Here is a 17,025-nt window from a genome sequence, read left to right on the forward strand (position 1 = left end):
AATATAATATATTATATTGGACAATTGTTTGTTCCCTCGTTACCTTTGCGATGAACGAGTGCATCCGTCGGCGGCGGAATGCGGCTGTTCCCTGCGCAATCCGACGGCGATGCGGTGCGTTCCGGCGTATGCGCGAGATGTGCGCGACGGCCTTTCCGGGAAGAGGATTTTACCGTTGGTTGAAGACGGTACCGTAGCTTATTGAGACGGGAATGGCAGTACGTCGGTGCAGGGGCGGGAGGAGGTCTGCCGTTCGCAGGTGCCGGAGCCGGCAGCACGGTGTGCGGTGATGACCCGTTCTGCCGGAACATGAAGAGGCGACCTGAATCTTTCAATATATAAGCCATGAAGAGAATTTTACCGTTTTGCCTGTGTTTGTGCTGTGTGGGACTGACGTCCTGTTTCCGCACGAACCTTTATGTAGGCAATGCCCGGCCCGACGACAGAAAAGTCAAGGTGAGTCAGGAATCGTTCAATCACCATTTCGTCGGCGGACTCATTCCCGGCGGCAATACCACGATGACGGCGTCGGAGTATGTGGACGACGCCGACAGTTTCGTCGTTCAGACCAGTACCGGTTTTCTGAACGGCCTTGTCGGGGGAGTCACGGCGGGAATCTATACCCCGACCCAGACCAAATTCTATCTGCCGGTAGAGGAGTTGAACAAGACGGCGGCTGCCGGCAGGGAGTCTGCAAAAGAGGAGGAGTAGTATGAAAACCGTGAAAGGAATCGTCGTTGCGGCCGCAGCGGTCGCGGCGGCAGTCTGTGCATCCTCGTGCAGCACGAGTCGTATTCTTGTCGGCGACGTCAAACCCAAAGAGCCGATGATTGAAGTATCCAAGGAACACAACGCTCATTTCCTCGGCGGGTTGGTCAAGACGGGAAAGACCATCGCGCAGGAACATGTCGGCGATGCGGAGAATTACGCCGTACTTACCCGTTACGGGTTCGGAGACATCATGCTGTCGTTCGTGACGGGTTATATTTACACTCCGACGACCACGAAGTATTACATTCCGGTGCGGTATATGGATGACTTCGATTTCGTGGGTAAAGAAAAGCAGCGCAAAGAGCGTGTACACAAAGACAGGGGGTTCGTTATCGGAGTCGAGACGGGCGGCGGTGCATGGCCCGGTCCGCGCACGGGCATCGGTCGTTGGCTGACAGAAGCTACGGTGAATACCGCGCTGACGTTCGGTTATCAGGCGAATCCGCACTTTTACATGGCGGCGGGTTTCGATTTGAGCGCTTACTCGATGCCTGGCGACGGAGACCTCGTTACGCTGTTGCAGCCTTTCCTGCGTTTCCGCTACACGGTGCTCGACCGGAACAGTTCGCCGTTCGTGGGCATCGACCTCGGCGTGCCTTTGGAGCGTGTGGAAAGCGATAACTGGGGAGACGAGTGGGACCCTGCATTGGCCCTCACTCCCATGATAGGATACCGCTTCCGGGTGGGGCGCCATCGTAATGCCGGTTTCGACATCGGCATAGGCTACCGATTGGGCGAGTTTTTCTCTGAAATCGATTCCCCTTTCGTGCTCAAGGAATGTTCGCTGAACGCGCTGTTGCTTAAAATCGGGTTCAGCATCACGCTTTGAACGAAACGTCGGGCCAGGAGAAGGGGACGGAAAACCGTTCCCTTTTTCGTGTTGGGAAGGGCCGCTTTCCGGACGTTTCCGTTGGTTGTGGGGGTGTCGTATCCGCTGCGATTGCCATCGCTCTTCGCCTTTGCGAAGGACTGCGGGGCAGGACGTCCGGGTGTGTGTCCGCGGATGCACGGGTATTCGGACATACGGGCAGCATGACGGTGATTTCATATTCGTATTTTGTTTGTATGGTTGTATCGGATTATATTTGCCTCGTTCGGACGAATGGGACCGTTGCCGGAAATGCAGGGCGGTTTCCGGTATTCCGTGTTCCGCGGAGTATCGGGCCGGTCGGTCGGCGGCGTAGCTATGGTATGATTTATCATCCGTCGGTGCGAATCCATGAATCGGTTGGCATGACCGGAGGGGGAATCGGTGTCGTCGGGGAATATGGTTTACGGAGATGATGAGGAAAATATTGTTGGTCGTGGCATCGCTGTGGAGCGTATGCACGGCATCGCATGCTCAGGACCGGGCGGAATGCGAACGGATTGTGCACCTCGTGGCGGAGGCCGTCGGGGCCGGTTCGATTGAGGGGGTCGAGCCTTTTCTGGCGCCCGGATTCATGTTTTCGGGACAGGAGGGCGACCGGGCCCGGTCGGTGATGAAACTGCTCGTGGAACAGCTTGACGACCGGGTGGAGCGGATTGAAATGCTTCGGGCGGAACGGACGGAAAGAGGTCTGGAACTGGTCTGTGCCTTTACCTATGCGGGCGCACTGGGCCGGAAGGAGGCGACTTTCCTTTTCGACGGGAAAAACCGTCTGGAACGTTTGGAACTGTTTCCGATGCGGGTCGAAACGTTACCGGAGGAGGAAGACGCTTTTGTGGGGCCGTCTTCCGGTCGGCTCGACGTACCGGTTCGCCGGCTCGGCAACCTGTTGGCCGCGACGGCGTTCCTGGACGGAAGGGAACGTACGTTCATCATCGACAATGGAGCGCCGAGACTGATGCTCAACAGCAGCCGCTATGGAACGGACCGCGATACGGCTGCATTGCGGATTTCGTCCTCGAAAGGAGTGAATTCCTCCATCGGGGGAATGGATATTGTGGAAGTCTCCGAATTCGATTTTCACGGAATCCGTGCGGAAAGGAGAAGGTTTCTCGCGTTCGACATGTCGCATCTGGAGCAGGAAACGGAGATTTTCGGCCTGCTCGGTTACGAAGTCTATAAGGATTGGGATTTGTTGTTCGATTACGAGGGCGGAACGCTGACGCTGCTCGACCCGACTGTTACGGATGCCTGTGTGGCGTCTCTGACAGGCGGACGTCCCGTGACGGAAGTGCCTATTGAAATGGAAGGACATATTGCCTGTGTGGAAGCGTGCATCGGCGAACGTATGTTGCGTCTTGGCATCGACTGCGGGGCCGGTGCCGATTTGCTGGACGACCGGTTGTGGGAGTCGTTGCGGCCCGCCTTGACCGGGCGTCGGGAGACGACGCTTACGGGGGCGGACGCTGAAGCGCGCCGGGTGCGTTCCGCCAAGGTGAAGCGGCTGAAAATCGGCGACAGAGAGTTCCGGAGGGTCCCGACCGTATTCAACGATATGAGCCATCTTAACCGTTCTCTGAAACGCGGACTGGACGGATTAATCGGCTTTCCGATACTCTCCGGCCAGAAGACGGTGTTGAGTTACCGGAGCGGCCGGTTGATTTTCCTACCTTGAACCAGAAGCGGGTTGGGTGACGCGTCGTGCATCGCTGTACCTGCGTTTTTTTGTAATCCGACCGCGGAAACGGACGGATTTTCGTGTCGTCGCTTTCCGGCGGATGCGTTGGTATCGTTTCCTGCGGTTTCCGGCAGCGTTTTGTTCCGGACTGTTGCCGGACGGGAAAACCGATGGTTTCTGTCGGAGCGGGCGGCCGGCAGCGGAGGAAGCATCGGCTAACGTAATTTTGCGGACGATGACCGGCTGTATGCATAGTTGTGCCTTCTTCGGACGGATTGCGCTGTGTGCGCGCAATGGTTCGGAAAAGGTCGGACGGCGTTCGAGGCCTTTCTTTCCATCGCTTTGTCGGTGGAATATTTTGTTTATAATATAAACTTGTTTATATTTGCAGAAGAAAAGACGAAGTGGGTACAGGATATGACAGACGGTAGAGTTTGCAGCCCGGCGGCAGAAGGATGCCCGTTCGTCCGGTTGGGATGCCGGAGAAGAGGCGAATCGTTTTTTTGCTTTATATAGTTTATATTGTAAACTTGTTTGTGGCGTACGGAGCTTGTGCCGACGGTACGGGCGTAATTCATTAACCTTTAATTTATATGTGTCATGGAAGAGAAGAAGTTGACGGGAGCGGAGAGTCTGGAGCTCATCTCCCGGATGATTGAAACGACGAAGAAGCGTATGGAGGTCGGAAGCGGCAACAAATTCCTGCTTTACGGATACAGCGCTGTAGCGCTCTCCGTAGCGGTATTCCTGTTGATACGCTTTACAGGCGACCCACGGTGGAATTTCGCATGGTTCCTGATGTTCATTCCGGGAATGGTCGATGCAGCCGCCTCCCGAAAGAGAAGGCCGGCGGTCGTCACCTATATGGACGGTGTGCTGTCCGGCATGTGGCGGATAGTGGGCGCCCTGTTCTTTCTGACGGTGATTGTCCTGTGTGCGATGGCCTTCGTTTACGGCGTGGCGGATTTCTCGCTGATGCTGCCGCTCGGCCTGTTGTATGCCTGTTTCGGCACATCCGTTACCGGCATCGTCATCAAGGAACCGTGGTTGGTCTGTATGCCGCTTGTCGGCTTCGTGGCCGCTGTTGGCATGTTGGTTTCCTATGCCCTGCCGGTCGACGGTTGTCGTCTTTACTGGGGGCTCTGGTTCGGGCTTTCGTTTCTGGTGATGATGGTAGTGCCGGGACATATTATCAACCGTAAAGCGAAGAGGGCATGTTCCGGGAATTGAATCCGCTGCTCCATTCGCGGCTAAGGCTGGCGGTGATGTCACTGCTGGTTTCGGTGGAGGAGGCCGACTTTACCTGGCTCCGCGAGAAGACCGGTGCCACGGCGGGGAATCTCAGCGTACAGTTGGACAAGCTCTCCGGGGCGGGCTATATCCGGGTGAAGAAGGAGTTCGTAGGGCGGAAGACACGTACATCGTGCAGCATCACGACGGACGGCAGGAGAGCGTTCGAGGAGTATGTCGAGGCGCTGAAAGGATATATCGGTACGGAGTAGGGCCGGAGGGGAAGCGAACAAGACGGTTCCTTTCGGGTACCGCCTTGCCGGTGTAGCAACAAAGAAAAAGGGAGAACGTTTCGGTTCTCCCTTTTTCGTATGCGGGGTATGGATTAGATGATACCCTGTTCGAGCATTGCCTGAGCGACTTTCATGAAGCCGGCGATGTTCGCACCCTTCACGTAGTTGATGTAGCCGTCGGGCTGCTTGCCGTACTCTACGCAGGCTTCGTGGATGCTCTCCATGATGGTGTGGAGTCTTTCGTCCACTTCCTTGCCCGACCAGGAGAGGTGCATGCAGTTCTGCGTCATTTCGAGACCGGAAGTCGCAACGCCACCTGCGTTAACGGCCTTGCCCGGAGCGAAGAGGATGCCTGCTTTCTGGAATGCGTGGATAGCTTCCGGAGTACATCCCATGTTGGAAACCTCGGCGCAGCACCAGGTACCGTTCTTGAGCAGTTCGGCAGCGTCGTCGCCGTTGAGCTCGTTCTGGAATGCGCAGGGGAGGGCGATGTCGCACTTCACGCTCCAAGCCTTCTTGCCCGGAGTGAAGGTAGCGTCTTTGAACTTCTCTGCGAACGGAGCGACGATGTTGCGGTTCGAGGAACGAAGCTCGAGCATGTAGTTGATTTTCTCGTCGGTCATGCCGTTCGGGTTGTAGATGACACCGTCCGGACCGGAGATGGCAATAACCTTGGCGCCGAGTTCGGTAGCCTTCTTGGCTGCACCCCATGCCACGTTACCGAAGCCAGAGATGGCGATGGTAGCGCCTTTGAGGCTCTTGCCTGCGAGATGGAGCATGTGCTGTACAAAATAGAGTGCACCGTAGCCGGTTGCCTCCGGACGGAGGATGGAACCGCCCCAGGTCATGCCCTTGCCGGTCAGCACGCCGGTGTGGTATTTGCGGGCGAGTTTCTGATACATGCCGTTGAGGAAGCCGATTTCGCGGCCGCCTACGCCTACGTCACCTGCGGGAACGTCGGTATCCACGCCGATGTTGTTCCAGAGTTCCTGCATGAATGCCTGGCAGAAACGCATGATTTCAGCGTCGGATTTGCCTACCGGGTCGAAGTCGGAACCGCCCTTTGCACCGCCCATCGGAAGCGTGGTGAGGGCGTTCTTGAAGGTCTGCTCGAAACCGAGGAACTTCAGCATGGAGGGGTTCACTGCCTTGTGGAAACGCAGACCGCCTTTGTACGGGCCGATTGCGCTGTTGAACTGTACGCGGTAACCGAGGTTGGTCTGTACCTCGCCCTTGTCGTCAACCCACGTTACGCGGAAAGTGAAGATACGGTCCGGCTCGACGATACGTTCAACGATTTTGGCCTTCTCAAATTCGGGATGCTGGTTGTAAACCTCTTCGATAGATTCGAGGACTTCGCGTACTGCCTGCAGGTATTCGCTTTCACCTGGGTGGCGAAGTTCCAGGTCCGCCATCAATTTCTGAACATTCATGATTGAAAGTTATTAGTTTGTTTAAAGAAAATGTTAATCTAAAATATACTCTTTTATTAACGAGCTTCCTGCAATTTTCCGAAACCAAAGGGGACTCTCCATACCCCCTTTTAATTTCGCCCAAATATAGGCATTTTTCCTTATAGATTATAATTACGGAATAAAAAATAATGTAAAACCGTCCGGCATGCTTCCTTCTCTCGTCCCGTCGGCCGCCTGTCGTAGCTTCGCGCGCGTAGTGACCGTCCGGGTGAGCGGTCCCCGCTCCGGGCGCGATGTCCGTCGCCCCGGCAGTCGGTTGGCCGGTCTGTCCCCTCCGCCGTGTTTTTTAGTATAAAATATTTGTCATTAACCGGATTAATATTAACTTTACGATACATGTTTTGATAAAATATAAACCATTCACTACTCATGCTTATGAAACGTATGCTCTTATTGGCCGTAGTGGCAGGCATCGCTGCCGGGACGGCAGGATGCAAACAGCAGGATGCACCGAAACTCGACCGGCAGGCCGTCCGGCTCTATGTGGGCGACCAGGTACGAATCACGGCCGACAGGCCCGTCGCGTGGAGCGCCGCGGACGACTTCTATGCCGCGGTGGACGCCGACGGTACCGTCACCGCCCGGCATGTCGGCACCACGACCGTGACCGCTACAGCCGACTCCGGCAGCGCCGCATGCACCGTGGAAGTCCAGCCCCGGTACAATACGTTCGTCGAACCGGCCTACGAATTAATCGGCCAAACGATTTCGCATGCGGAGATAGATGCGGTCGAAAAACGGGAAAAAATCGAAGAAACGAAGTTTTCGATTGCATATAAAGGAGAACTGCCTTACATCAAAAGGGTCGAGTATTTTTATGATGTAGCCGATGAAGATGAGCTTAATGCGATAACCGTTCGGTTTGACAAAGGATATGAAAGCGAAGTAAAGAATTTTTTGTCCGAACGATACCTGCCAGTTCCAATCAATGCCTACGTTATCAACTTTTACACTCATTATGAAACACTTGCTGCTGTAAAAGTCGTATGGTCCAATCGAGAAAAGGAGGTCGTACTCCAATATGGGCATAATCCGAAACAAATTAAACAATGAACCTTATGAAAACTTTTTATTCATTTGCAGCCGCAGCGCTTATGTTTTCCGTAGTTTCCTGCGGACGGGAAACTGCGCTTGAACCATGTTCGCCGGAACAACTCAAGTACGAACAGGACATGAACACCATCCGGGAGATGGGATACGATACATCGGAAGCATTCGCGGTCAAAGACGGATATGTCGTCGAGGGCGATATCCTGCTGACTTCAAAACACCTCGAAGATTTCCTCTCCGCACCCCAGACACGGCATACCCGCAACGGGAATTACTTTGTGGGCAAAGACCTACAAATATTATACGTTACCTATGGCGGACCAAACTTTAACGAAAAGATATTTGAAGCCATGGAATATTGGAACGAAAATGCCCAATGCAACATCGTCTTCGATGATAAGAACTGGATGCACAAAATCTCCATTCGGGAAGAGGTACTTTGGACTTATAACGGCGACGTACTCGACACTCCCGACGAGGAGACGCTGCTGGTCGTTTCACCGCCTTTCTCAACAGGCGAACCGGGCGATATCGTCATCAATACGGCCTGCAGATACCTTCCGTCTGGCGAACAGGCCATGTATATGCTTCTCCATGCCTTCGGACATGCTTTTGGATTCGGACATACGCCCGAATCGCCGGGCGACAAGGGCGACGGCTCCTACATCGAAGGCACGGCGGAATACGACCCCGCATCCATCATGGTCAGGGAATCCGACCCGCTGCGCTGGAGCGGCTTCAGTGAAAACGACATCAAGGCATTCAAGGCCGTATATCCCACCGACGAGCCGGAACCCGAGCCGGAACCGGAAGTCGATTTCAGCGACCGGTCCATGGAATGGATAGCGGATGACGGCTTCGCCATCGCCATGGGCGGGCCGTATGCCTACGGTTCGGTGAATATCGACGTTCGCGTACGGCTGACAGGCAGCGAATGGGCGGACGGTCAGGTCAGGGGGATGCGGATATACGACCTGTACACCGGCGAGGAGGTCATGCGCGGAAAGGCCGGCAGCTGCCGGCTGCAGCCAGGCGAGTACACGCTCCATTACGGGGCGGCCGTCCGGCGCGAAGACGGCACCTTCGAGTGCCGCTACGGCACCGCGGATTTCGAGGTGACTCTCCCCGGATTCGAACTCACCATGCCCATCCTCTCCCATCCCGAAGACATCGACCTCTCGCGCACAATCGTGGTGCGCTGCTCCTTCGAGACCGACGATGCCGCATGGAGAAACTTCTCCTGCTCCGTCCAACTCGTCAATCTGCGGACCGGGGAGGAGATAACGCACCAATCCTACACGCCGAACGAACGTTGGGCCTTCAGGCTGACCGAACGGGGCACCTATCGTGCGGTGGCCACCGTATCGAACGGTTCCGAGACCCTCGTTATCCGCAAAGATTTCGTCCTTCCCGAACTGACGAATCCCAAAGACATCTACCATACGCTGAACTGGCGGGCGATAGACTTCGATAAAGTCATCCAATACTACATCGACTTCTATTCGGACGAAGCCTGCACGGAGAAGCTTTCGCTGCAGCACTCCGCCGCCTGCCACTACATCGTATGGAGGCGTCACCACGACGCAGAAGGCAATCCGACGAAGAACGACAAGGTGATGGAGGATACGGTCATGCTTCCGGCGGGAGTTACGACCTACAACCTGCCCTACACATTCGAGGCGAAGGATTACCTCACGCTCCACGGATACCGGTACGACTATGAAATCGTCGGTATCGAATACCGGTAGCGATTTGGAGGGACGGCGTCCGTCTTTCTGCCGGCAGTCTGTCCGATACTTTTATATGCCGGCCGTTTTCGCGTTTCGGCTCCCCCGTATTTCCGCCGGGGGAGCCGGTTCATGCGGACAGACACCGGAGGACCGGGCGGCGGAATGAGCACAAGAAGCGACATTCCGTGTTTTTTTCGTACCTTTGACTTTATTTTAGATACTTCGTTTCGGCAAAAACGAATGATATTCGTTTTTGCACCCGACTTTTCGTATCTTTGGATGCCAAAACAGAAAGCGTATGGGAAAATATATGCTCGAAGAGGTCGTGACCAAACGGCAGGAGCGGGAGTTCCTCTCCATGGCCAAGCGACTCTACCGCGGTAACCGCAACTGGGTACAGCCCCTGGACGACGATATCAGGGCCGTGTTCGACCCCGCAAAGAACCGGATGTTCGAGGGCGGAGAGGCCATCCGTTGGATTGCCCGCAGCGGGGAGGGCGATGTGGTGGGACGTATTGCCGCCTTTTACAATATCGACCAGGCCGCAGAGGAGGAACAGCCTACCGGTGGCTGCGGATTCTTCGAATGCATTGATTCGCAGGAGGTCGCCGACATGCTTTTCGATGCGGCCCGCGAGTGGCTCCGCAGCAAGGGAATGGAGGCGATGGACGGTCCCATCAATTTCGGTAACCGGGACGAATGGTGGGGGTGCCTCGTGCAGGGATTCGAGCTTCAGCCGCTCTATACCAACCCCTACAATCCGCCTTATTACAAGGAGCTGTTCGAGCATTACGGATTCCAGAACTATTTCAACCAGTATACCTATCAGCGGAACATACGGGTGGGTGAATTCAACCAGAGCGTTTACGACCGGGTGAAGCGTCTGGAAGAGACGCCGGGTTACCGCTTCGACCACATCGACAAGAGGAACCTCGAGCAGGTGGCCGATGATTTCCGCCTTATCTATAACAAGGCATGGGCCAATTTCCCCGGGGTGCGTCCTATGACGCGCGAGGCGGCCCAGGCACTTATGCGGAACATGAAACCCATCATCGACGAGAAACTCATCTATTTCGCCTATTTCAACGACGAGCCGGTCGGTTTCTTCATCATGGTTCCCGACCTCAACCGGGTGATAGGGCGTTTCCACGGAAAGATGAACCTCGTGAACAAACTCCGTCTGATGGCTATCCTGAAGTGTACGCACAAGGCCGACCGGGTTTTCGCCATCATCTTCGGCGTAGCGCCGGAATATCACGGCCGCGGAATCGAGTCGGGTATCATGCACGAATTCGAGCAGACGGTGGCACGCGGCGAGATACACTACAAGACGCTGGAGCTGGCCTGGATGGGCGACTTCAACCCCGTCATGATACGCATGGTGGAGAATTACGTCTGTGCCCACCGCAATAAGACGCACGTGACCTACCGTTACCTTTTCGACCGTACCAAGGAGTTCAAGCGCTGCCCGCGCCTGGGGGTGAAACGGAACTGACAGAGACGATTTAACTTCATATACAAACTTCAGATAATGAAAACTACACCATTTACCAAGTACCATATCGCGAACGGTGCGAAAATGTCCGAATTCGCGGGGTACAACATGCCTATCGAGTTTACGGGCATCAACGAAGAGCACCTCAACGTGCGTGAAAAAGCCGGCGTGTTCGACGTGAGCCACATGGGCGAGATATGGATAAAGGGACCGAAAGCGCTCGATTTCCTCCAGCGGATAACCAGCAACAACGTGGCTGCCCTGACCGATGGCAAGGTACAGTACACGACCATGCCCAATGGCCGCGGCGGTATCGTGGACGACCTGCTCGTATATCGTATTGATGCCGAAACCTATCTGCTCGTAGTCAATGCGGCCAATATCGCGAAGGATTACGACCACATCGTGGAGGAGGGCAAGAAGTTCGGTCTCACCGCAGGCAAGGAGATATACAACGCTTCGGACGAGATATGCCAGCTCGCCATACAGGGTCCGCTTGCCATGAAGATTGTCCAGAAGATGTGCAAGGAGCCTGTCGAAGACCTCGTTTACTACACGTTCGTCAAGACTGAAGTGGCCGGTATTAAGGATGCTATCCTCTCCGCGACGGGTTATACCGGTGCGGGCGGCTGCGAGATATACATCGCCAATGAGGATGCCGACAAGCTCTGGGAGGCACTCTGGAAAGCCGGCGAGGAGTACGGTCTCAAGAATATCGGCCTCGGGGCACGCGACACGCTCCGTCTGGAGAAAGGTTTCTGTCTCTACGGAAACGATATAGACGATACGACGTCCCCTATCGAAGCCGGTCTGGGATGGATAACCAAGTTCGTCGAGGGCAAGGATTTCATCGACCGTCCGCTCATGGAGAAGCAGAAAGCCGAAGGGGTTACCCGCAAGCTGGTAGGCTTCAAGATGATAGACCGGGGTATACCGCGCCACGGCTACGATATCGCCGATGCCGAGGGGAATAAAATCGGCGTCGTGACGTCGGGTACAATGTCGCCCTGCCTTAAGATAGGTATCGGCATGGGATATGTGAAGCCGGAGTTTTCCAAGGCCGGCAACAACGTGTACATCAAGGTGCGCGAGAAACTGCTCAAGGCCGAGGTGGTAAAACTGCCGTTCGTATAACGGAGCGTTTTGCATACGGAAACGAGTCGGGCCGCAGGTATCCTGCGGCCCGACTGCTTTGGGGACGTAAGGCTTGGAGGAGCGGACATGCGTCGGCGGGGAGAATGGCTGTGCCAACGGCAGCATTGCTTCGTGCGGAGAAGACGAAAAGGCGAAAAACGGAGAGGATGATTGATGCCGTCGGCAGGGAATGTCCTCGGTATCGGTATCGGCCGACGGCGGGAGAGCGGGTCTGTCTGCCCGGCCGTCAGCCGATTGTTATCTTGCGGCTGTCGGGACCGGTTGTTTCGATGTACACACGCAGTGTGTCGGACGGCAGGAGCGGTTCGATTTTTTCCGGCCACTCGACCAGGCAGAGTGCTCCGCTGTCGAAATATTCGTCGTAGCCCAGGTCGTAGGCCTCGTCCAACTTTTCGATACGATAGAAATCGAAGTGAAAGATGTTGTCCCCCCTGCCGGAACGGTAGTGATTCACGAGGGCGAACGTCGGGCTGGTGACGTTGTCGGCAACGCCGAGCTGCGTGCATATTTCGCGTATCAGGGTGGTTTTCCCTGCACCCATCGCGCCGAAGAAGGCGACTACGCCGCGGCCGCCGCTGGCGGTTATGACCGCTTCGGCGGCCTTCGGCAGTTCGCCGAGCGAATCGATTGCAAGTTGTTCCATATTCGTGTCTTTGTCTGCAAAGATAGGAGATAATCCGTTCGTACGTGCATCCGTCCCCGGTTTGCCGCGGGATGTCGGCGGATTACGGCAGACGGCCGGTCGGAAGCGGCTGCGTACCTGTCGGAATGGTATGCAACTGTCGCCGGAGAGGAAAAGTTCTGAGCGGACAGGGCCTGTTCGTTTCCTGCCGGTTGTGTCCGGCAGGAAATCAAGAGTCGGAGGGGGAAAAGACGTCGGTCCGTACCGGCCACGGTACGGGCTGGCGGATACGGGTCCGTCCGGTAGCGGAGGTCAGCCTTTGGGGCGGAGGACGATGAATGGCACCATCATCTCCTCCATCGAGATGCCGCCGTGCTGGAACGTGTTCTTGTAGTAGCGGATGTATTTGTTCGCATTGTTCGGGTAGGAGAAGAAATCGTGCCCGGTGGCGAAGACATAGGTGGATGTCAGGTTGCTTTGGGGAAGCTGTGCCTCCTCGGGGCGTGTGATTTCGAAAACCTCCTTCGGGTTGTAGTTGAGGTTGCGCCCTGTCTTGTAGCGCAGGTTAGGCGACGTTTCGCGGTCGCCGATTATCTTGATGGGATTATCCACGCGGATGGTGCCGTGGTCGGAGGTGATGATGACGGTATGGCGGCGCTCGGAGAGCATCTTGAGGATGGTATAGAGGTCGGAATGTTCGAACCAGGAGCGCGTCAGGGAGCGGAATGCCGCTTCGTCCTCGGTCAGTTCGCGGATGATTTCCGTTTCGGTGCGGGCGTGTGAAAGGATATCGAGGAAATTGTAGACGATGACCGAGAAGTCGGCGTCGTAGACGTGCTGGATATTCTCGATGAGCCTTCGTCCCGCTTCGGGCCGTATCAGTTTGTCGAACGTCGTCCGCCAGCGTTTGCCGGAGGATTGCAGCTGGCGCATCAGGAACTCCTCTTCGTATTTGTTCTTGCCGCCTTCCTCGTTGTCGTTCAGCCACCGGTCCGGCATAATCTTGTCTATGGCGAGAGGCATGAGTCCTGCGAACAGCGCATTCCGGGCATATTGCGTGGCGGTGGGAAGTATGCTGCAATAGAAGTCCTCGGATTCGACGTCGTAGTAGCCGTGCAGGAGCGAGTTGATGCTCCGCCACTGGTCGTAGCGGAAGTTGTCTATGACCAGCAGCGTCGTCTTTTCGTGTTCCTCGACGATGGGAAACACGCGCGTGCGCAGCAGCGTATGCGACATGACGGGCGTGGAGGAGTCGCGGCGGTTTATCCAGTCCAGATAGTTGCGCTTCACGAATTTGCCGAATTCGTTGTCCGCCTCGTTCTCCTGATACGAAAGGATTTCGCGGATGCTGTCGTCCGTGGAATCTGTCAGTTCAATCTCCCAGTTTACCAGTTTTTTGTAGATGGCACACCATTCTCCGAAGTCGCGGGCGTCGGCCAGCGAGGAGGAGATGCGCCCGAATTCGGCACGGTAGTCGGCGGTGTTCCGCTCGGTGACGAGCTGTTGGGAATGTACGTTTTTCTTTATCGAGAGGAGTACCTGGTTGGGATTGACGGGCTTGATGATGTAATCGGCTATCTTGGAGCCTATCGCCTTGTCCATGATGCTCTCCTCTTCGCTCTTGGTAACCATTATCACCGGGGTGGTGGGGCGCTGTTCCTTGATGAGCGGCAGGGTTTCGAGTCCGGTCATGCCGGGCATCATTTCGTCCAGAATGATAAGGTCGTAGGGGGTGGTTCGCACCATCTCTATCGCGTCGGCTCCGTTGTTGCATGTGTCTACATCGTACCCTTTTCCCCGCAGGAAAAGGACGTGCGATTTGAGCAAATCGACCTCGTCGTCTACCCATAGTATCCTTACTTCGTTCATGGCGTTTTGTTTTCACGCGGCTCGGCTCGCCGGCACTCTCCGCAAAGTTACTTCAATTCCCTGTTAATATGAAAGGCTTCCGGCGCTTTATTATTGTGTCGTAAGGGATATTTTTTTGATTTTTTGCAGGTTCGGAGTACGCTGAAATGAAAATGGCATATAAATTGTTGGATGGAACAAAGATGTTGCGGTCCCTGCGCGTGAGTGGTTGTCGGATAATAAAATGGCTTCCGGCCGCGTTCTCTATTCGCGCTGCGGCAGGAAAACTGACCGGATTTGTTATCGTCCAATCCCTCCGGAATCCATTGCGCGGAGCGATAATGTTGATTGTCAGAAGCGCTTTGCAGGATACGGCGAAGAAAAAAATTGGTATACGGTTGATATTATTAATTAATAAATAAGTATATTTGCAGTCCTCAATGGTACTGCAGGATAACGAATATTTAAATACTTACAAACATGACGAAGGCCGATATAGTTAATGAAATCTCGAAACAGACCGGAGTAGAGAAGGCGCAGGTTCAGCAGATTGTTGAAGCGTTTATGGAGAGCGTGAAGAACGCGCTCATAGAAAACAAGGACAAGAAAGGCAAGGACAGGGGCGTATTCCTGAGGGGGTTCGGCAGCTTCATCATCAAAGACCGTGCTCCGAAGGTGGCGAGGAATATTACCGAGGGTACCTCCATCGATATTCCCGCTCACTGCATTCCTGCATTCAAGCCTTCCAAGAGTTTCGTGGCGCAGATTAAGAACGACACGATGAAGGAGCAGCCGAAAAAGAAAAAATAGGCAATTAATTTCTATCTAACCACAAATATTAAAATTGAGAAACTATGCCAAGTGGTAAAAAACGCAAGGGGCATAAAATGGCTACCCACAAGAGGAAAAAACGTCTGAGAAAAAACAGGCATAAAAAGAAAAAATAGGTAGCTGAATTTATGTTTTCGTAAGAATAGATAAAGCTGAAGACGCAAGGTTCTTTGGCTTTATTTATTGATTCTTGGCGGAAAGGCATGCGCAGGAGACCTGCGGGTCCGGCGCATGCGGCTTTCCGGTTTGCGGTTTCCCATAATGAAGTAACAGATGAACAGGGAACTGATTATCAATGTATCCAAAAGTGAGATAACCATAGCCCTCGCGGAGGACAAACGGCTGGTCGAGCTTGGTAAGGAGAGTGTAAAGACCGGATTCGCGGTAGGCGATATCTATCTGGGTCGGGTTCGCAAAATAATGCCTGGTCTGAATGCGGCATTCGTGAACATAGGTCACGAAAAGGACGCTTTCATACACTATCTCGACCTCGGTCCGCAGTTCGCCTCCCTGCAAAAGCTCGTGGGACAGCTCACCGGAGCGAAGAAGAAAAACGTGCAGTTCGACACGTTCAAACTCGAACAACCCATCGGCAAGACCGGCAAGATAGCCAACCTGCTCGCCACGGGACAGTCCATCGTGGTGCAGATAGCCAAAGAAGCCATCTCCACGAAAGGACCCCGGCTTACGTCGGACATCTCCCTTGCAGGGAGGAACGTGGTGCTCATTCCTTTCTCGAACAAGATTTCCATCTCCCAGAAGATTCGCTCGGCGGAAGAGCGCAAGCGGCTCAAGAAGATAGCCCTGTCGATACTGCCCAAGAATTACGGTGTGATAATACGTACCGCCGCGCAGGGCAAGAACGAAACGGATATAGGTCAGGATATAACTTCCCTTATCGATAAATGGGAGGAGGTGCTTCGGAATATCAAGACGCTCGAACCTCCGTCGCTGCTGCTCGGCGAGATGAATCGGGCCAATACCATCCTGCGCGATTCGCTGAACGGTTCGTTCAGTGCCATCGTAGTGGATGACAAGGAGATGTACGACGAAGTGAGGGAGTATATCAAGGTCATCGCGCCGGAACAGGAGAAGATAGTGAAGCTGTACAAGGGCAAGATTCCCGTTTTCGACCATTACGATATTTCGCGCCAGATAAAGTCGCTCTTTTCCAAATACGTTTCGCTCAAGCGTGGGGCGTATCTCATCATCGAGCATACGGAGGCGATGAACGTCATAGACGTGAACAGCGGCAACCGTGCCAAGGTGGCCGACGACCAGGAGAGCACCGCAATGGACGTGAATCTCATGGCGGCCGAAGAGATAGCCCGCCAGCTCCGGCTGCGCGACATGGGAGGTCTCATCATCATCGATTTCATCGACCTGCACAAGGCGGAGAACCGTCAGAAACTCTATAAGACCATGCAGGAGTTCATGGCCGGCGACAAGGCGAAACATACGGTGCTGCCGCTCTCCAAGTTCGGATTGATGCAGATAACCCGCCAGCGGGTACGGCCCGAGGCCATCGAGCATCTGGAAGAGGTCTGCCCCATGTGCGGCGGTACGGGCAAGGTGACCTCGACGGTCAGCATCGAGCGCGAGCTGGAGAATATGATTTCGTATTATGCGGGAGAGAAAAAGATAAAACAGCTCCGGCTGCTCGTGAGCCCTTATGTGGCGGCTTACCTGAAGAGCGGTTTTCCGAGCGTCAGGCGCCGTTGGATGAGCAAATACGGTTTCCGGCTGAAGATAGGCATCGACCAGTCGCTGGGCATCGTGGAATATAAATTCCTGGACCGGAAGGACAGGGTATTGTTATAGCATCGGAGCACTATCGGATGAAACCCGGCTGCCGGAACCGTTATGAACGGGGAGTGTGGCCGGGTTTCCGTTCCCGGTTGCAGCAGCCGGTACCGTTGGGGTACCGGCCCGTGTCGGATAGGGGCCTGGCAGAGAGGCGGAACCGTTTCGGACCGACA

14 protein-coding genes are annotated in these 17,025 nt (G+C 54.8%); 11 read left to right on the forward strand and 3 right to left on the reverse strand.

Annotation, left to right across the window (positions count from 1 at the left end; all coding sequences use genetic code 11):
• Positions 1-345 precede the first annotated feature (345 nt).
• The 5 genes from BQ5361_RS00440 (at position 346) to BQ5361_RS00460 (ending at position 4,819) form a co-directional block, all read left to right on the forward strand.
• The gene (locus BQ5361_RS00440) at positions 346-711 is read left to right on the forward strand and encodes a Bor/Iss family lipoprotein (RefSeq protein WP_046445395.1); all 366 of its coding nucleotides are present in this window, start codon (positions 346-348) and stop codon (positions 709-711) included.
• Between the two features lies 1 nt (position 712).
• The gene (locus BQ5361_RS00445) at positions 713-1,600 is read left to right on the forward strand and encodes a Bor/Iss family lipoprotein (RefSeq protein ID WP_071424848.1); all 888 of its coding nucleotides are present in this window, start codon (positions 713-715) and stop codon (positions 1,598-1,600) included.
• 451 nt (positions 1,601-2,051) lie between these two features.
• Positions 2,052-3,314, forward strand: coding sequence for a retropepsin-like aspartic protease (locus BQ5361_RS00450; protein WP_035474097.1), 1,263 nt, complete (start codon positions 2,052-2,054; stop codon positions 3,312-3,314).
• A 603-nt stretch (positions 3,315-3,917) separates the two neighbouring features.
• On the forward strand, positions 3,918-4,547 hold the full coding sequence (locus BQ5361_RS00455; protein WP_035474099.1) for a hypothetical protein: 630 nt from the start codon (positions 3,918-3,920) through the stop codon (positions 4,545-4,547).
• Positions 4,532-4,819 carry a winged helix-turn-helix domain-containing protein gene (locus BQ5361_RS00460; protein WP_022062687.1) on the forward strand — a complete coding sequence of 96 codons (288 nt, stop codon included), beginning with the start codon at positions 4,532-4,534 and terminating at the stop codon, positions 4,817-4,819. The genes BQ5361_RS00455 and BQ5361_RS00460 overlap by 16 nt, the downstream gene beginning before the upstream one ends.
• A gap of 113 nt (positions 4,820-4,932) precedes the next feature.
• Here BQ5361_RS00460 and gdhA read toward each other — a convergent pair whose 3' ends face one another.
• Positions 4,933-6,273, reverse strand: a complete 1,341-nt coding sequence (gdhA, locus tag BQ5361_RS00465) for an NADP-specific glutamate dehydrogenase (RefSeq protein WP_022062686.1) — start codon at positions 6,271-6,273, stop codon at positions 4,933-4,935.
• 411 nt (positions 6,274-6,684) lie between these two features.
• Here gdhA and BQ5361_RS00470 point away from each other — a divergent pair, with 411 nt between their 5' ends.
• The 4 genes from BQ5361_RS00470 (at position 6,685) to gcvT (ending at position 11,724) form a co-directional block, all read left to right on the forward strand.
• Positions 6,685-7,368, forward strand: coding sequence for an Ig-like domain-containing protein (locus BQ5361_RS00470; RefSeq protein ID WP_071424849.1), 684 nt, complete (start codon positions 6,685-6,687; stop codon positions 7,366-7,368).
• Positions 7,369-7,373: 5 nt separating this feature from the next.
• Positions 7,374-9,113 (forward strand): hypothetical protein, encoded by a 1,740-nt coding sequence (locus BQ5361_RS00475; RefSeq protein ID WP_143047439.1) that lies wholly within the window; start codon positions 7,374-7,376, stop codon positions 9,111-9,113.
• Positions 9,114-9,393: 280 nt separating this feature from the next.
• Positions 9,394-10,590 carry a hypothetical protein gene (locus BQ5361_RS00480; RefSeq protein WP_035474063.1) on the forward strand — a complete coding sequence of 399 codons (1,197 nt, stop codon included), beginning with the start codon at positions 9,394-9,396 and terminating at the stop codon, positions 10,588-10,590.
• A 36-nt stretch (positions 10,591-10,626) separates the two neighbouring features.
• Positions 10,627-11,724 (forward strand): glycine cleavage system aminomethyltransferase GcvT, encoded by a 1,098-nt coding sequence (gene gcvT / locus BQ5361_RS00485; RefSeq protein WP_035474061.1) that lies wholly within the window; start codon positions 10,627-10,629, stop codon positions 11,722-11,724.
• A gap of 247 nt (positions 11,725-11,971) precedes the next feature.
• On the opposite strand, the gene tsaE is transcribed toward gcvT, so the two are convergent.
• Entirely contained in the window at positions 11,972-12,388 is a 417-nt protein-coding gene (gene tsaE, locus BQ5361_RS00490) for a tRNA (adenosine(37)-N6)-threonylcarbamoyltransferase complex ATPase subunit type 1 TsaE (protein ID WP_022063182.1), read from the reverse strand.
• A 291-nt stretch (positions 12,389-12,679) separates the two neighbouring features.
• A complete protein-coding gene (porX, locus tag BQ5361_RS00495) occupies positions 12,680-14,236 on the reverse strand; it encodes a T9SS response regulator signal transducer PorX (protein WP_022063183.1) in 1,557 nt (518 codons plus the stop codon).
• Between the two features lie 459 nt (positions 14,237-14,695).
• Here porX and BQ5361_RS00505 point away from each other — a divergent pair, with 459 nt between their 5' ends.
• Entirely contained in the window at positions 14,696-15,025 is a 330-nt protein-coding gene (locus tag BQ5361_RS00505) for an HU family DNA-binding protein (protein ID WP_022063184.1), read from the forward strand.
• 294 nt (positions 15,026-15,319) lie between these two features.
• The gene (locus BQ5361_RS00510) at positions 15,320-16,867 is read left to right on the forward strand and encodes an Rne/Rng family ribonuclease (RefSeq protein ID WP_035474057.1); all 1,548 of its coding nucleotides are present in this window, start codon (positions 15,320-15,322) and stop codon (positions 16,865-16,867) included.
• Positions 16,868-17,025 lie beyond the last annotated feature (158 nt).

The organism is Tidjanibacter massiliensis (genome assembly GCF_900104605.1).
GTDB classification, from domain to species: domain Bacteria; phylum Bacteroidota; class Bacteroidia; order Bacteroidales; family Rikenellaceae; genus Tidjanibacter; species Tidjanibacter inops.

Excerpts from the sequence above, each read along its gene's own strand:
- BQ5361_RS00440 (WP_046445395.1), top strand. The coding sequence starts at position 346 with ATGAAGAGAATTTTACCGTTTTGCCTGTGTTTGTGCTGTGTGGGACTG.
- BQ5361_RS00445 (WP_071424848.1), top strand. The coding sequence starts at position 713 with ATGAAAACCGTGAAAGGAATCGTCGTTGCGGCCGCAGCGGTCGCGGCG.
- BQ5361_RS00450 (WP_035474097.1), top strand. The coding sequence starts at position 2,052 with ATGATGAGGAAAATATTGTTGGTCGTGGCATCGCTGTGGAGCGTATGC.
- BQ5361_RS00455 (WP_035474099.1), top strand. The coding sequence starts at position 3,918 with ATGGAAGAGAAGAAGTTGACGGGAGCGGAGAGTCTGGAGCTCATCTCC.
- BQ5361_RS00460 (WP_022062687.1), top strand. The coding sequence starts at position 4,532 with ATGTTCCGGGAATTGAATCCGCTGCTCCATTCGCGGCTAAGGCTGGCG.
- gdhA (WP_022062686.1), bottom strand. The coding sequence starts at position 6,273 with ATGAATGTTCAGAAATTGATGGCGGACCTGGAACTTCGCCACCCAGGT.
- BQ5361_RS00470 (WP_071424849.1), top strand. The coding sequence starts at position 6,685 with ATGCTTATGAAACGTATGCTCTTATTGGCCGTAGTGGCAGGCATCGCT.
- BQ5361_RS00475 (WP_143047439.1), top strand. The coding sequence starts at position 7,374 with ATGAAAACTTTTTATTCATTTGCAGCCGCAGCGCTTATGTTTTCCGTA.
- BQ5361_RS00480 (WP_035474063.1), top strand. The coding sequence starts at position 9,394 with ATGGGAAAATATATGCTCGAAGAGGTCGTGACCAAACGGCAGGAGCGG.
- gcvT (WP_035474061.1), top strand. The coding sequence starts at position 10,627 with ATGAAAACTACACCATTTACCAAGTACCATATCGCGAACGGTGCGAAA.
- tsaE (WP_022063182.1), bottom strand. The coding sequence starts at position 12,388 with ATGGAACAACTTGCAATCGATTCGCTCGGCGAACTGCCGAAGGCCGCC.
- porX (WP_022063183.1), bottom strand. The coding sequence starts at position 14,236 with ATGAACGAAGTAAGGATACTATGGGTAGACGACGAGGTCGATTTGCTC.
- BQ5361_RS00505 (WP_022063184.1), top strand. The coding sequence starts at position 14,696 with ATGACGAAGGCCGATATAGTTAATGAAATCTCGAAACAGACCGGAGTA.
- BQ5361_RS00510 (WP_035474057.1), top strand. The coding sequence starts at position 15,320 with ATGAACAGGGAACTGATTATCAATGTATCCAAAAGTGAGATAACCATA.